Raw genomic sequence first — 15,726 nt, 5'->3', positions numbered from 1 at the left:
CCTTACTCCGTAAACTTAATCAGTTCCTGACAAAAGGTGTCGATCTCCTTGATCAGGGTCTCTTCATCCTCACTGGTGGGCGCCCCCTGCCATTCGTAAAAACCGAGCAGATCCCAACCGGACTTTTCAATTTTGGATTCAAAATCCCGCTGGGCCCCGCCAACCCATCCATAGGAGCCGTACCTGAAAACCTTTTTGTTGGTCACCTTTTTGACAAGCAGTTCATCAATCACATGGGCCATGGGCGGAAAGACCTTGTACTCGTAAGTGGGCATACCGAAGATAAGCCCGGCGGACTTCCAGGCACTGGCCAGGATATAGCCGACGTCATCGCCCGGAGCCTGGTAAACATGCACCGGAATCTTATGTTTTCTTATGGTCTCAACCACAAGGTTCAGCATGGATTTTGTATTGCCGTACATGCTGGAGCAAACCAGGGTAATTTCCCGTTCTGCCGGCCCCTTGCTGTACTCTGCATAGCGTTTATAATGGTCAATGATCACGCCGGGGTTTTGCCGCCAGATAATGCCGTGGGAGGGGCAGATAATCTTGATATCCAGTCCGGACAATTTGGTCAGCCCTTTAAGTACAAAGCTGGAAAATGTGGAAACAATATTGGCGTAATAACGTAATGCCTCATTTTCAAAAAAAGCGTGTTTTTCCTCGGAGAGCTGGTCGTCAAAAACAGCGTCGTCCGCTACTTTGCCGTAGGAACCAAAGGCATCGCAGGCAAACAGAATTTTTCGTTTTTTCTCATAGGTCATCATGGTTTCGGGCCAGTGGATGTTGGGCGTTTCAAAAAACTGGAGTTCATAATCCCCGACTTCCAGGGTCATGCCGTCCGTGATGGCCACGGCCCGGTCCGCCGGCACCCCGCCAAAGGCGTCAAGCAGGGGAACCGCTTTTTTGGTACAGTAAATCACGCCCTTGGTATTTTTTTTACAAAACTCCCGAAGCCACCCGGAGTGATCCGGTTCCATGTGATTCATGATGATGATATCAATGTCTTCCACACTTAGGGAGATCTCTTCCATCTGTCCGCTAATGGCCTTGGGAAAGTCCATGGTGTCCTGGGTCAGATCAATGAGTACGTTCTTTTCACCCTTGATCAGATACGAATTTATGGAAATGCCGTGGGGAATAGGCCAGATTCCCTCAAAAAGGTAATTTTCGTCTTCAATGTTAACCGCAAGACGGTAAACATCATCTACTATTTTTTGAAATTTCATCCTGGAATTCTCCTTTGCTAAAACCAATTTTCAATTTATAAAAAAATGACTGTCCCTTAACAGTCTGTCAACCCCGAGCGTTCACGGCTGCCCCTTGCCGCCGGCAAGCATCAGGTAATGCGCCGCTTCTTTTTCCCTGCCCCGTTTCATGCACCCGTTGGCAAAAATCCGGCACTTTTCTTTAAATACCTTTAAAGCGGCCTGTTCCTGATCCAAAGAAAGAACATTGGAGTCAATTAAATTCAGGATGGACTCAATCCGGTATTTATCCTGGGAGTGGGCGGCGGACAACTGATCCCCATGCCCGCCGGTTTTAACGGTTAACGGGGTGTCAATCAGATACACGGGCGTATCATGGGAAATACGCAGCCACAGATCGTAATCCTCGCATACCGGAAACGCCTCGTTAAACATCCCCTTTTGCTCAAAAAGTTGTCGTCTCATCATCACAGCCGACGGGCTGACCAGGCAGAGGTTTAACGAAGGCTCAAAAATCATGCCCGACGGTTTTTTATGTTTTTTTTTGGGATTGACCCGTTTGCCCTTTCTGATCCAGATTTCTTCGGTCTGGCAGATCATTGCGCCGGGATTGGATTGAAAAAAGGCCACCTGGCAGGACAGTTTATTCTTTTCCCAGGCATCATCGGAGTCCAGCAGGGCAATGAAACTGCCTTGGCTTTCTTGAATCCCAAGGTTCCGGGCGGCACTTACCCCTTTATTTTCCTGGACCAGGACCCGGATGTTATCGCCATACCCTGCCAGCAGTTCCCGGGTTGGGTCTGTTGATCCGTCATCTATCACAATGATTTCCCTGTGCCGGTAGTCCTGGGCAAGGGCTGAATCAATGGCTCTTTTCAGGGTCCACGCCCGGTTGAATGTGGGAATAATCACACTGACCGTATTTTCTTTCTGCACTATCATGATTAGAAAAGGTAACCTATCAAAAGACAGGTGACAAGAAACAAAAAATATCAGATACGCTTTATTAGAACCTGATTAAAAAAAACAATAAAAAAAGTTGTAAATAAATTTTTTTTTTGATAGAGCATGATAGATTTTTAATAAACCATGGTTGAGAATGGAAAACATAGACAAGCACGTTTAGATCTATTAACTACATGCCCAATTTTAATCCGGTTAGAAACCGAGGATGAGGAAATTATGGCAAAAGGAAAATCCGTCACACACGTTATTAACAGAGACTGGTGCAAGGGGTGCGGTATTTGCGTTCACTTCTGCCCCAAACAGGTTCTGGAACTGGACAGCGATGAAAAAGCTGTGGCAGCCCGCCCTGAAGACTGCATTGGATGTAAACTTTGCGAACTTCGGTGCCCTGATCTGGCAATTCAAATTTTAATTGAGGAAGGGGAATAAATAATGGCTGAAAATATACAATTTATTCCAGGAAGCGATGCTTGCATTGAAGGCGCCCTTTATGCCGGGTGTGAGTTTTTTGCAGGTTATCCGATCACGCCGTCTTCAGAAGTTGCGGAAGGTCTGTCTAAAGAGCTTCCCAAAAGAGGTGGTAAATTTATCCAGATGGAAGACGAAATCGCCTCCATGGCTTGTGTTATCGGCGCATCCCTTGCCGGTAAAAAGTCCATGACCGCAACCTCCGGCCCGGGATTTTCCCTTAAGCAGGAAGGTATCGGATACGCCTGTATGACTGAAACGCCCTGTGTCATTGCAAATGTCCAGAGAGGCGGGCCATCCACAGGTAACCCCACCCATGTTGCCCAGGGCGACACGATGCAGGCCAGATGGGGGGCTCATGGGGATCACAGCATCATTGCCATGACCGCTTCCAACCTCCAGGATGTATTTAAAATGACGGTTGAAGCGTTTAATTTAGCCGAGACCTACCGGACACCTGTTGTTCTTATGTTTGATGAGGCCACCCAGCACCTGAGAGAAAAAGTGGTCATTCCCGAACCCGGCGAGATCGAAGTTATCGACAGAATCAGAACCGATATTCCCGTCGGTGAACAATACTATCCCTATCTTACCGATGCAAACGGCCAGCGTCCCATGTCCGATTTCGGTGCAGGCCATCGTTTCCACGTAACCGGCCTCCATCATAACCTTTTGGGCTTTCCCGATGTCAGTCCTGAAAATGTCAACGAATTGATCCACCACCTGGTCGATAAAATTGATAGCAAAGCCAACGAGATTGCCAGGTACAAAGAATACTACATGGATGATGCCGACTATGTCATCGTCTGCTATGGTACGACAACCAGATCCGCCCTCCAGGCTGCCGAAGACTATCGCAATCAGTTAGGCATCAAGGTCGGCGTTTTAGAACTTCAGGTCGTCTGGCCCTTCGCAGATGAGATTGTCAGGGAAAAATGTGCCAATGCCAAGGCCGTGATTGTATCTGAAATGAATATGGGCCAGATCGTGCGCGAGGTTAGACGTGTTGTGGATCAGCCTGAAAAGGTTTACTTCTCTAACCGGGTTGACAACCAGATCATCAAACCGGCTGATATTAAAGCTGCTTTGCGAATGATCACAGGAAAGGGGGTATAGCATGAGCGATACACAATTTGATGTTAATAAATATATCCGGGCTCAATTTTTCCCCCAGATGTGGTGTCCGGGTTGTGGACACGGCACTGTCATGGGCGCACTGCTTAGAGCGATTCATGATCTGGGATTAGAAAACGACGATGTTTCAGTAGTTTCAGGTATCGGGTGTTCTTCGAGAATATCCGGGTATCTGGATTTCAACACGGCGCATACCATGCACGGCAGGGCACTTCCCACTGCCACAGGCATTAAGCTTGCCAATCCCAACCTGAAAGTTATTGTTCCCTTTGGCGACGGCGACTCCACAGCCATCGGCGGCAACCACTTTATCCATGCGTGCAGAAGAAATATAGATATAACTGCCATCGTCATGAACAACCGGATCTACGGCATGACCGGCGGACAGTATTCACCCATGTCCGGTCGGGGCGTAAAAGCAAGTACAGCCCCTTATGGTGTTCCTGATGAGTCCTTTGATCTGGTGGAACTGGCCAAAGGCGCAGGTGCCTCTTTTGTGGCAAGAACAACCGTCTACCACGCCAAAGAAGCCCAGAATACAATCAAAAAAGCCATTGAACACAAAGGGTTTTCCGTGGTTGAAATTCTGTCCATGTGCCCCACCCAGTTCGGCAGAAAAAACAAGGCCGGTGAGGCGCCCCAGATGATGGAATGGTACAAGGATAATACCGTACCCATGGGTTCCAAAAAACTGGCAGATAATCCGGACCTGATTCAACGCGGCGTTTTTGTTGATGATAATGAAAGACTCGAATACTGCACAGCTTACCAAGAACTCGTCATAGATAAGGTAATGAAGAAAGGATAGGCATAATGGAATCAACAGGAATTGTTTTTACAGCTTCTGGCGGACAAGGGGTCATCACTACAGCCATTATCCTTGCCAGAGCAGCAACAATCTTTGAGGGCAAGAATGCAATTCAGTCCCAGAGCTACGGCGCTGCTGCCCGCGGCGGCGCTACCCGTGCCGACATTTTAATTTCAGAAGGCAATCTTTATTACCCCAAGGTTGAAAAGGCTGATGTTTTTGTCGCCCTGATGCAGGAAGGCTATGATAAATATGCCTCAGTGATTAAACCGGGCGGTCTCATGATTGTTGACCCAAGGTATGTTACACCGGGAAACATGAATGCCAAGATCGTAGAATTGCCCATGTATGACACAGTTGTTAAAGAAATCGGAAAACCGATTGTTTACAGTGTTTGTGTCGTTGGGGCGCTGATCGGTATGACAGGCATCTGTAAGCCTGAATCAGCTATAAGTGTTATTGAGGATGCCATGCCCCCCGCTTTCTTTGACTTGAACAAGAAAGCGCTTGAAGTTGGCATAACTCTGGGAAAAGATGCTGCTTAAAATCAGATTGACCGATTGAACCGAAATTAAGCAAACTCCAGTAGAGAAAAGGTCGATCCACCCAATAGGGTAGGGTCGGCCTTTTTTTATGCTACGGTGTGTTAGGGGGTCATCAGGAAAAATCCCCCGCCAATACCTGCCTGACACATTCTATAATCTTATGGCACTCATCATTTAATGTTTGAACAGTAATATCTGCGTTTGCCGCAATGTTCCCGGAAACGCCCATTGATTCGAGTTGCCCGGCAAGCGTGGCGGCTTTATGCGCGGCCAGATATTTCAGCATACCCTTCAGACGATGGGCACTATTTTTTAATTCATCATAGTCATTTTTTTCAATACAGGTCGTCATTTTTGAAAGAAGAGACAGATAGGTGGATTCAAAGGCCTGCAAGCAATTTTTTAAAAGAGATTTCTTACCTCTCATGATCCGTTTGAGTTCTTGCAGATCTAGGGGGTCTTCTAAATCTCGACCGATTTCATCTTTTGCATCAACCTCCCCACCGGATAGTGCATCAGAACGTCTCCCCTGGATAACTCTCTGAACTGCTTTGGTTAACGCTTCCGGACTCAGGGGTTTTTTCAAAAATTCATCCATACCGCTCTTTAGAAAAACCGCCCTGTCCTGTGCCGTGGCATGGGCTGTCAGGGCAATGATCGGTGTTCGCAACAGATTTTTGTCCTTTTCAATGGCTCTGATTTCCAGGGTGGCATCAATGCCGTTCATTTCCGGCATCTCCCCATCCATTAAAATAAGATCAAAGCGATGGGAGCAAAACATCTTTACCGCCTCTTTGCCGTTTTCTACAATTTTAACCCGGCCTAAATTCAATTTTTTAATAAACCCTGTGACAACCACCTGATTTATTTTATCATCCTCAGCCAGTAAAATATTATACCCACCTGGAAACGCTCTTTTATCATTCATTATTCCACCTGACGATTCAATTCATATTAATAAATCCGATGCCGTAAGACCGGCCAAATAATCTTCCAGATCACTCTTAAGTCTGGAAAACTGCTCACCGATTTCCGGTAAAAGCTGCTCAAGGCCTCTTAGATCCCCAGCTTTGCCCGCCTGTTCCATTTTCAAAGCGGTTTCCTGAAAGGCGCCTGCGGCCACATAACCGGAGGCCCCCTTTATTTTATGGGCCTGGGCAGCGCCTTCTTGTGTTTGGCCCTGTTTGATCAGTTCTGTAAGCATATCAATTTGCCCCGGCATGTCATCAAGAAAGGTATTGATGGCCGATGCAATCAACTGCCTGTCTTCCATGAGATTGGCCGCCAATTCCTCTGAATTGAAGGTACCCTCCCCATGCGTTGCATCTTTTTTCTGATCCACGGTTGACAATTCCGGGTTCCGGGGCCGGGTGCGATTGAGCCACTTTTCAATTTTTTCAACCAGGATAATCGGATCAACGGGTTTGCTGATGTAATCATTCATGCCTGCATTCAGGCATTTTTCCCGGTCACCGGCCATGGCATTGGCCGTCATGGCGATCACCGGTATATCCGGATGAATCACTTTGGATACCGCATTGCGGATCATCCGGGTGGCCTCAAATCCGTCAAGTTCCGGCATCTGCAAATCCATCAGCACCAGGTCATATGGAATTTTTTCAAGGGAGCGGACCGCTTCAATACCGTTTGCCACAGCATCCACATAATACCCTGATTTTTCCAAAATAGCCTTTGCAACGATCTGGTTTGTGATATTGTCTTCTGCCAGAAGTATCCTCCCATGGGGCTGCTTGATGTCATCACCTAAATGGCGAATCCTGGCATTTGTCAATCGATCCGGTATGATTTTCTGATGATGGCCGGTTTCAGATACCGTTTGCTTTTTAAATTGGGCCGTAAACCAGAACAGGCTGCCTGAATGACGGCGACCGGATGGGTGGCTTTCGAGTCCGGGGCTTTCCGGCCCGATGTTTTCAGGAACCGGAGAGATAACGCCGATCTCTCCGCCCATCAGGTGTGCCAGTTTTTTAGATATGGCAAGGCCCAACCCTGTGCCGCCGTACTTGCGTGTGATGGAGGTATCGACCTGGGTAAACTGTTCAAACAGATGATCCTGCTTGTCCGCGGCGATACCTACACCGGTATCCTTCACGGAAAAGTAAATGAGGACCTCTTCCTTGTTTTCATGCTTGAGATGGGCCTGTATCACCACCTCACCGGTTTCGGTAAACTTAATGGCATTATCGGTCAGATTGATCAGGATCTGGCGAAGGCGGCCCGGATCTCCCTGGAGCAGTTCCGGTACTTCAGGCGATGCCGCGCAGATCAGCTCCAGATCTTTTTCATGGGCTTTCATGGCCATCATCTGGGCAAAATCATCCAGAAAAGATGACAATTCAAAATCCAGAATTTCCATATCCAATTTGCCGGCCTCAATTTTTGAAAAATCCAGGATATCATTAATCAAGGTCAAAAGCGCGTCAGCACTGGTTTTAATATTTCTCATAAAAAGATGCTGTTCATCGGAGAGATTCGTATCCAGCAGCAGGCCTGTCATACCAATGATGCCGTTCATGGGTGTCCGAATTTCATGGCTCATGTTGGCCAGAAACTCGCTTTTTGCCCGGGTTGCCTTCTCAGCTCTGGTCGCCATCTGTGTTGCCAGTTCTGTCTGGTTCTTCAGGTGTTCATTCACGGTCATTAATTTGTTTCTGGCTTTTTTAAGCGCTGTGTTGGCCTGCTCGGTTTCCATTAAAGACTGGTGCAGCTTCTTCTGGGCCTGTTTACGTTCGGTGATATCAGCATGGGTGCCAAACATCATCATTGGTTTACCATCATGGGTTCTGGAAATCACCCGGCCTTTATCCTCCACCCAGACCCAGTGTCCGTTTTTGTGCTTCATCCGGCATTCAGCATCAAAAAATGCCAGTTCCCCTGAAAAATGCCGATTTAAAAAGTTTTTTGCCTTTTTTAAATCATCCGGGTGTACCAGATGCATCCAGGTGTCAATGGAAACAGGCAATAGCTCGGAAAGGCGATAACCGCAGATCCGGGCCCATTGTTCGTTAAATACTGTTTCTCCGGTCTGAACATTCCATTCCCAGGTCCCGACACCCGTTCCCCGAATTACATTGGCCAGGCGTTCACGCTCCCGGCGAAGGGCATCTTCAGCTTTCTGCTGTTCCGTAATATCCACAAAAGTTTCCAGGAAAGCCGCTTGTCCGTTGTAAGTAAACGGCCGGACGGTTTTGATAATCGGAATTTCATCCCCGGCTGTATTGAAAAGCATGCGACGGCTGTTGTCCATTGTCCGGCCAAGATCCGTGATCGGGCAGGCGCCTTTTTCCGTCGGGCGGATATATTGCGTGCAGTCGTGACCGACGATCTTGTCCCGATCTATACCGATGAGTTTTGCGGCTGTCGGATTGACATAAAGGATTATATGATCCGCCTGGCTGATGATAACCACACCGGCATCCAGGTGTTCAAGAATTTCACGCTGCCGGGATTCTGCTTCCATCAGGGATGCCTGGGTCCGGGTCAGCTCTTTAAAACTGTCATTGGCCATTGCTGCGATGGCTTTAAATTCATGAAAGCTATAATCATCTGCATTGACATCATGGTCTGCAATGGCTTCCTGGAGCAGGGAAAGCTCTTGATCAACGCTTGTGGTCAAACGGCGGGAGGCCATTCTTAAAAGAAAAATCACGCTCAATGTCAGGCTGAAAATGATTAACAATTCCAGAATAAATTTGTTGCGCAGCTGTTTTCCAAAAAATTGAATTTTTTTTTCAATATCATCCAGGTACAGGCCGCTGCCGATCACCCAGCCCCATTCATTGATTTTTCGTGCAAACGAAATTTTCGATACCACACGGCCAAGACTGGGCTTGTTCCATTTATATTGAACAAATCCACCGTCAATTTTAGCAGCTGCGCCAATCAAGGTCTGTACGATTTTTATACCGTTGGGATCCGTGGTGTCCCACAGATCTTTGCCGACCAGTTCCGGCTGGGAGCGATTAAGCAGTCCAATCCCCTGATCCGTGACAACAAAAAGATACCCCTCCCCGTGGGCGTAACTGTAGGATGCCAGACCCTTAATTACTTGTTTTTTAATATCTTCGATGGATGCCCCTTTTTGGGCCAGACGGTGACGCTCATAGTTGATATAATTCATGGCCCGATTAACCATGGTGCGGATCAAATCTTTTCTTTCATTGAAAATAATGTCACGTATCTGTGCCATCTCATTTTTAGCAGCAAACCAGGATTGAACCGCCAGGCCTGTCACCAAAACAACGCTTAAAAGAATAAGCGCCTGGCGCAAATTGCTGCGAAATACCTCAGGCATTGACCGGGATAAAGAAATCTGTGTTTTTGAAAACAACCTGATCAGACTGTACCCCGCCAGCGCCAAAAGCAGCATCCCTAAACCGGCGGCAATGGAAAGAAGCCATATTTTTGAATCCGGACGGTTGTGAATTTGGGTATCCTGTGGCAGTAAATCCGGATTTAAACCATGGGAACGAAGCTGGTCCCATAAAAAAATCGGGGCATTGGGACTGCTTGTAATCACCGGGGGGATATTTTTCCCCTGAAGTATATGACGGGCAAGTTCTCCGGCGGTTTGTCCCTGATCCCGGGAACTGGCCAGCATGCCGCCGACAATGCCATGGTCCAGATAAAAATCCCACATGCCGTATACCGGCGCAAACGTGGCGCGGTCCACCAGCTCTGCCGCTGTCTCATAGCTATAGTACATACCATTTTTATCCCGGTTGAACAGCACCAGAAAAACGGCATCGTCCGGTGACACCGCTGCCAGCTTCTGCTGAAGTTCAGCCGTGGACAATCCGCGAAGCCACACCGGTGTAAATCCAAAGTTGTCGGCCATCAAAGCCGCTTTCACCTCTTTTTCGACGGCTGCGCCGGTGGGCGTCGTCCCGGTGATAAGATAAACCTTTTTTGCTTTTGGCTGGAGCAGGCGGATCAGTTGAAGGGTGCGAACCGGATCGACCTTTTCCACCACACCGGTGATGCGATTCTCAAAGCCGTCAAGCAGCGTTGGCTGGAAGTTGTTGATACCGCAGAAAACCACCGGAACGTCAGGGAAAAGAGTTTCTTTGTAATTTTGAAGGAACGTAAGGGCATTGTTGTCGGAAAGGATCAGCAGATCAATGGGAAGAATTTTGTATTTCCGATTCAGATATTCAAAGATGTGAGCGCCTGCCGCTTCCAGCGGTTGGCGCTTGCTGTCCAGATACTCGCTGAAAATTTCAACGGACGTATCTTTCAGCGCCGTTCTAATACCTGCTTCGATATTATCGGTCCAGGAGAATCCTTTGTGGTAAGAATGTAAAATTAATATGCGTTTTGTGGTGGACGGCAGCGCAAAATTTAGATTAGAGGCTGAGGCAACCCCGGTAAAAACGGCTGAAAACAAAACACAACACGCAATTAAAAATACGTAGAAGGGATGAGCCAATCGCAATTGCATGCAATATCTTATTTGAAAATAAAACCGATCCACCCAATATGTGAGGGTGAGATCGGCTTTTTTTATAATAAGGCAAGAAGTTTGAATTAATCGTCTACCTGTTTAATGACAACCAACAGATCCTTTGCATCAACTTGTGTGCCCACGGATGTGACGATGCGTTCAACAATACCAGGGATATCAGAAACCACATTGGTCTGCATTTTCATTGCTTCGATGGTCAGCAGAACATCTCCGCGTTCAATTTCCTGGTTCTCAGAAACGCAAACCGCAGAGATCAGCCCCGGCATGGGTGATCCAACTTCACCAAGAACACCTGGATCGGCTTTTTCTCGCGGCGCTCTTTCCGGCACTTTGGAACGGTCAGGCACTTTAACAATCCGGGATTGGCCGTTCAGTTCAAAATAAACCTCTCTGTTTCCTTCGTCATCAGCCTTTCCCTTTGCCATGAAACGAATAATAAGTGTTTTTCCCGACGCAATATCAACGTATAGCTCCTCTTCCCGTTTCATGCCATAGAAAAAATTGAGGGTCGGCAGAACACTTACATTTCCATATTTCCTGCGATGTTCGGCGTAATCAATGAATACATCCGGATACATTAAATAGGACGCAAGTTCAACGTCGGAAATTTTTCTTTGTATCTCCTTTTCGACTTCCGCTCGCGTTTCATCCATATCAACAGGATCAAGCAGCAGTCCCGGACGCACCGTAATGGGTTCTTCACCTTTCAATATCTTTTTCTGCAATTCAACCGGAAAGCCTCCCGGCGGTTGCCCCATCATGCCTTTAAAAAAGGAGACAACGGATTCGGGGAACGAGACTTCTTTTTCAGGATTCAAAACGTCTTCTTTGGTCAGGCCGCTGGTAATCATAGACAACGCCATGTCTCCAACCACTTTGGAGCTTGGCGTCACTTTTATAACATCACCAAACATGTCGTTGACATCTTTATAAACCTTTGCCACTTCAGGCCATCTTTCTTCAATGCCCAGTGCTCTGGCTTGTTGTCTCAGATTGGTATATTGCCCCCCCGGCATTTCATGCAGATAAACTTCAGAGGTTCCGCTATGAAATTCACTTTCAAACCCGATATACATCTGTCTTACTTTTTCCCAGTAGTTGGAAACAATACCCAGGGAATTTGAATCCATGCCCGTATCCCGCGGCGTATGCTTCAGTGCGGCAACAATGGAACCTAAATTGGGATGGGAGGTCAAACCGCTCATGGAATCTATTGCCGCATCAACGGCATCAACGCCTGCGTCTGCTGCCGAGAGCAGTGTTGCCCCGGCAATGCCGCTGGTATCATGGCTGTGAAGATGAATCGGCAGACCAACTTCAGCCTTTAAGGCTTCAATCAGCACTTTTGCAGCAGGTGGCTTTAACACGCCTGCCATATCCTTAATCGCCAGAATGTGAGCCCCGGCTTTTTCCAGCTCTTTTGCCATATCAACATAATATTTCAGGCTGTATTTGGTTCTGTTGGGATCAAGAATATCACCGGTATAACATATGGCGGCTTCACAAATTTTATTGTTTTCCAAAACCGCATCCATGGCCAGTCGCATGTTCTCGACCCAGTTCAGGGAATCAAAAACACGGAAAAGATCCATTCCGTTTTCAGCTGCCTGTTTAACAAAGTATTTGATAACGTTGTCCGGATAATTGGTATATCCCACACCGTTGGAAGCCCTCAACAACATCTGCGTCAAAATGTTCGGCATGGCCTCACGCAATTTTTGAAGTCGTTCCCAGGGACACTCTTTCAAAAACCGCATGGCCACATCAAAGGTGGCCCCGCCCCAGCACTCTACCGAAAACAGTTCAGGCAAAAGCGCGGCATAGGTTGGTGCAATGTTCACAAGATCAAAATTTCTCACTCTGGTTGCAAGAAGGGACTGATGGGCATCACGCATGGTCTTATCAGTAATCAGCAGCTTTTTCTGATCTTTCATCCATTGTGCAACGGCCTGGGGACCGTCACTGTCCAGCAATTGTTTAAGTCCCGGCTGGACCTGATCTGCGGAATATTTTGGTACGGTGGGTTGATGCACGTGTGATGCCGGAACAGGGCGATCTTTAACGTCCTCATTTCCGTTAATAATGACATCGCCAAGAAAAGAAAGGAGCCTGGTGGCCCGGTCCCGTCTTTTACTAAAAGAAAAAAGTTCTTTGGTTTCATCAATAAACTTCGTACTATATTCGGCATTTACGAAGGTTGGATGACAAATCAGCCCCTCTAAAAACTGCAAATTTGTGGCAACGCCCAGAATCCTGATTTCCCTCAAGGCACGATTCATTCTCAAGCGTGCTTCTTCAGGGTTCGATCCCCATGCGGTTACTTTTGACAAAAGAGAATCAAAATGGCGGGTAACGATTGCGCCGGCATAAGCCGTTCCCCCATCCAGACGAATGCCAAACCCCGCTGCGGCCCGATAGGCTGTAATTCTTCCGTAATCAGGAATAAAATTATTTTCAGGATCTTCTGTTGTAATACGGCACTGAATTGCATGGCCGCTGAGTGTGATATTCTCCTGGGTGGGGATATTGCTTTCAGCAGACCCGATCGCCATTCCCTGGGCAATTCTTAATTGTGACTTGACAATGTCAATCCCGGTGACTTCCTCTGTTACCGTATGTTCTACCTGTATTCTTGGATTAACTTCCATGAAGTAGAGTTCTTCACTGTCCATATCCATGAGGAACTCAACGGTTCCGGCATTTTCATATCCGACCGTTTTAGCAATTGCCAGGCCCGCATTGCACAACTCTTCCCGTTTTTCCTCTGAAAGAAAGGTAGCCGGTGCCCGTTCAACAACCTTTTGATTCCTTCTTTGAACCGAACAATCCCGCTCGAACAGATGAATGATATTGCCCTGTGAATCCCCCAGAACTTGGACCTCAAGGTGTCTGGCTTTTCTTACAAGTTTTTCAATATAAACTTCATCACTGCCAAACGCAGCACTGGATTCCTTGCGAGCGGCATCAACCTGCTCCAAAAGCTCATTGGTGCTTTCCACAGCGCGCATGCCCCTGCCGCCACCGCCCCAGCTGGCCTTTAACATAATCGGATAGCCGATCTCTTCCGCGATCTCAATGACTTTTTTATCATCATAAGGCAATGGATCACTTGCCGGAACAACAGGCGCGCCCGCTTCTACAGCCACCTTCCGGGCAGAAACTTTATTTCCCAGTTTTCGCATAACATCCGGTGAGGGTCCCACAAATATAATACCCGCCTGGGCACAGGCCTCAGCAAATTCCGGTTTTTCCGCAAGAAATCCGTATCCGGGGTGAATCGCGTCTGCATTGGTTTCCTTTGCAATCCGGATAATCGCTTCAATATCCAGATAGGCTTCGATAGGGCCTTTTCCTTCTCCGATCAAATAACTTTCACCGGCTTTAAACCGGTGAAGTGCAAATCGGTCCTCCTGGGAGTAGATAGCAATCGTATTTATCCCAAGCTCATGAGCAGCACGTGTTACACGGATAGCTATTTCACTGCGGTTGGCAATCAAGAGACGCTTGATTTTTTTTTCCATAACATCCATTTTCCATATCCTTTAAATTTCTATAACAACCGTAATTTGCACCCTAATATTAAGAATAAAAGAGAAATTTAATAAAATAGGAAACGCTTGTCAATCTATATTTTAGGAAACGCTTATCAATTTATTTTTTTGCTTCGAGGTTTGATGACCTATCAATAACGCTTTGGATTAAAAGCAATTTCCATCGCGCCAGGCAATATTTAAAAAAAATGTGTGGGAATCCGGAGCCAGGAGATCACAACCGATTATATCCAAGGCGTTATCGACCTTGCCGGATAGCAAAGAAATTTGATATAAAATCTCGACAGGTTGTAACAGTCTGTCGAATTTTAATTTACCAGGAGGCATAGAAACCCAAGTTGAACATACCCCAAAAGGCCATTCTCCAGAAAGGGCAGGGCAAAACCCGCAAAATGGCCAAACTTAAATATATTTACGAGCGGGAATCCCGCTATTTTGCCCAGGTGGCTGAAAGTGTCAAGAATCCGGCGTTGAAAGAGATCCAGGACCTTGGTGGGAAAAATACCCAACGTGTGTTCCGGGGCATCTGGTTTGAAGCGGATAAATCCACATTTTATAAAATAGTCTACCTTTCCCGCCTGGTGTCACGGGTGCTTATCCCCCTGGTCGAGTTTGAATGCAAGGACAAGGATGCACTGTATAAAGGCGCCAAAACAATTCGATGGGAAGAATTTTTAACGCCTAAAAAAACCTTTTCCATCTCGGCCAACGTGTCTGAGTCACAGATCACCCATTCCAATTTTGCAGGATTGCGGGTCAAGGACGCCATTGCCGATTATTTCAGGGACAGGACCAACCGTCGGCCTTCTGTAAATACCCAGGCGCCCTGGATCATGATCAATGTTCATGTGCATAAAGATCGGGCCACCATCTCCATTGACGCCGGTTCAGGGCCGTTACACAAGCGGGGATACAGGGAAGCCAGGGTCTCCGCCCCCATGCAGGAAACCGTGGCCGCGGCCATTATCGCCCTGAGCGGATGGCATGGAGAAGTACCGTTACTTGATCCCATGTGCGGATCCGGAACCCTTCTATGCGAGGCGTTGATGCATTACAGTCGAATTCCGGCCCAGATTTTTCGTGAACAGTTTGGATTTGAACGTCTGCCGGATTTCAATGCCCGGGAATGGGAGGCGGTGAAAGCGGCGGCAGACGAAGGCATCCGGCCACTACCCAGGGGGCTTATCCGGGGCAGTGACATCGCCGAAGCTTCGGTTGACGCAACCAGAACCAATCTGATGGGAATGCACCATGGCGGAGAAATTGACGTGGATCTATCAGATTTCAGAGAGCTTAAACCAGTAGAAAATGCCGTCATTGTAACCAATCCCCCATACGGCATCCGTATGGGCAAGGAGCAGAACATGAAGTTATTTTACAACGACTTTGGCCGCTTTTTAAAAGAACAATGCAAAAGCTGTACGGCCTATATCTATTTCGGCGATCCAAGCTTTATCAAACACATGCCCTTGGCACCATCCTGGAAAAAAGACCTGGAAATCGGGGGGTTGGATGGAAAGCTTGTAAAATACCAACTATACTGAATTTCAGGACCATAGAA

At 47.3% G+C, this 15,726-nt stretch carries 10 protein-coding genes; 5 read left to right on the top strand and 5 right to left on the bottom strand.

The window, feature by feature from the left end:
- Nucleotides 1-2 precede the first annotated feature (2 nt).
- Together HXW94_RS01465 and HXW94_RS01460 are read right to left on the bottom strand one after the other, a co-directional pair.
- Nucleotides 3-1,229: an FprA family A-type flavoprotein gene (locus tag HXW94_RS01465; protein ID WP_178365128.1), complete on the bottom strand. Its 1,227-nt coding sequence runs from the start codon at nucleotides 1,227-1,229 to the stop codon at nucleotides 3-5.
- Nucleotides 1,230-1,310: 81 nt separating this feature from the next.
- Nucleotides 1,311-2,150, bottom strand: a complete 840-nt coding sequence (locus HXW94_RS01460; protein ID WP_178365127.1) for a glycosyltransferase family 2 protein — start codon at nucleotides 2,148-2,150, stop codon at nucleotides 1,311-1,313.
- Nucleotides 2,151-2,390: 240 nt separating this feature from the next.
- On the opposite strand from HXW94_RS01460, the gene HXW94_RS01455 reads away from it, so the two are divergent.
- From HXW94_RS01455 to HXW94_RS01440, 4 genes are read left to right on the top strand one after another with little or no spacing between them, the layout of a single operon-like run.
- Entirely contained in the window at nucleotides 2,391-2,603 is a 213-nt protein-coding gene (locus HXW94_RS01455) for a 4Fe-4S binding protein (RefSeq protein WP_178365126.1), read from the top strand.
- Nucleotides 2,604-2,606: 3 nt separating this feature from the next.
- The gene (locus HXW94_RS01450; RefSeq protein WP_178365125.1) at nucleotides 2,607-3,758 is read left to right on the top strand and encodes a 2-oxoacid:acceptor oxidoreductase subunit alpha; all 1,152 of its coding nucleotides are present in this window, start codon (nucleotides 2,607-2,609) and stop codon (nucleotides 3,756-3,758) included.
- A 1-nt stretch (nucleotide 3,759) separates the two neighbouring features.
- Entirely contained in the window at nucleotides 3,760-4,584 is an 825-nt protein-coding gene (locus HXW94_RS01445) for a 2-oxoacid:ferredoxin oxidoreductase subunit beta (protein WP_178365124.1), read from the top strand.
- A 5-nt stretch (nucleotides 4,585-4,589) separates the two neighbouring features.
- A complete protein-coding gene (locus HXW94_RS01440) occupies nucleotides 4,590-5,129 on the top strand; it encodes a 2-oxoacid:acceptor oxidoreductase family protein (protein WP_178365123.1) in 540 nt (179 codons plus the stop codon).
- A 112-nt stretch (nucleotides 5,130-5,241) separates the two neighbouring features.
- Here HXW94_RS01440 and HXW94_RS01435 read toward each other — a convergent pair whose 3' ends face one another.
- The 3 genes from HXW94_RS01435 to HXW94_RS01425 all read right to left on the bottom strand — a co-directional run bounded on the left by HXW94_RS01435 (nucleotide 5,242) and on the right by HXW94_RS01425 (nucleotide 14,144).
- A complete protein-coding gene (locus HXW94_RS01435) occupies nucleotides 5,242-6,057 on the bottom strand; it encodes a response regulator (protein ID WP_178365122.1) in 816 nt (271 codons plus the stop codon).
- 21 nt (nucleotides 6,058-6,078) lie between these two features.
- A complete protein-coding gene (locus HXW94_RS01430; protein WP_178365121.1) occupies nucleotides 6,079-10,590 on the bottom strand; it encodes an ABC transporter substrate binding protein in 4,512 nt (1,503 codons plus the stop codon).
- A gap of 86 nt (nucleotides 10,591-10,676) precedes the next feature.
- Nucleotides 10,677-14,144, bottom strand: a complete 3,468-nt coding sequence (locus tag HXW94_RS01425) for a pyruvate carboxylase (protein WP_178365120.1) — start codon at nucleotides 14,142-14,144, stop codon at nucleotides 10,677-10,679.
- A gap of 359 nt (nucleotides 14,145-14,503) precedes the next feature.
- Here HXW94_RS01425 and HXW94_RS01420 point away from each other — a divergent pair, with 359 nt between their 5' ends.
- Nucleotides 14,504-15,709: a THUMP domain-containing class I SAM-dependent RNA methyltransferase gene (locus HXW94_RS01420; RefSeq protein ID WP_178365119.1), complete on the top strand. Its 1,206-nt coding sequence runs from the start codon at nucleotides 14,504-14,506 to the stop codon at nucleotides 15,707-15,709.
- The last annotated feature ends 17 nt before the right edge of the window (nucleotides 15,710-15,726 follow it).

Source organism: Desulfobacter latus (assembly GCF_013389365.1).
Lineage (GTDB): Bacteria > Desulfobacterota > Desulfobacteria > Desulfobacterales > Desulfobacteraceae > Desulfobacter > Desulfobacter latus.
This window is presented reverse-complemented; position numbering and strand designations above follow the sequence as displayed.

Coding starts and splice junctions, on each gene's coding strand:
- HXW94_RS01465 (WP_178365128.1), bottom strand. CDS start 1,229: ATGAAATTTCAAAAAATAGTAGATGATGTTTACCGTCTTGCGGTTAAC.
- HXW94_RS01460 (WP_178365127.1), bottom strand. CDS start 2,150: ATGATAGTGCAGAAAGAAAATACGGTCAGTGTGATTATTCCCACATTC.
- HXW94_RS01455 (WP_178365126.1), top strand. CDS start 2,391: ATGGCAAAAGGAAAATCCGTCACACACGTTATTAACAGAGACTGGTGC.
- HXW94_RS01450 (WP_178365125.1), top strand. CDS start 2,607: ATGGCTGAAAATATACAATTTATTCCAGGAAGCGATGCTTGCATTGAA.
- HXW94_RS01445 (WP_178365124.1), top strand. CDS start 3,760: ATGAGCGATACACAATTTGATGTTAATAAATATATCCGGGCTCAATTT.
- HXW94_RS01440 (WP_178365123.1), top strand. CDS start 4,590: ATGGAATCAACAGGAATTGTTTTTACAGCTTCTGGCGGACAAGGGGTC.
- HXW94_RS01435 (WP_178365122.1), bottom strand. CDS start 6,057: ATGAATGATAAAAGAGCGTTTCCAGGTGGGTATAATATTTTACTGGCT.
- HXW94_RS01430 (WP_178365121.1), bottom strand. CDS start 10,590: ATGCAATTGCGATTGGCTCATCCCTTCTACGTATTTTTAATTGCGTGT.
- HXW94_RS01425 (WP_178365120.1), bottom strand. CDS start 14,144: ATGGATGTTATGGAAAAAAAAATCAAGCGTCTCTTGATTGCCAACCGC.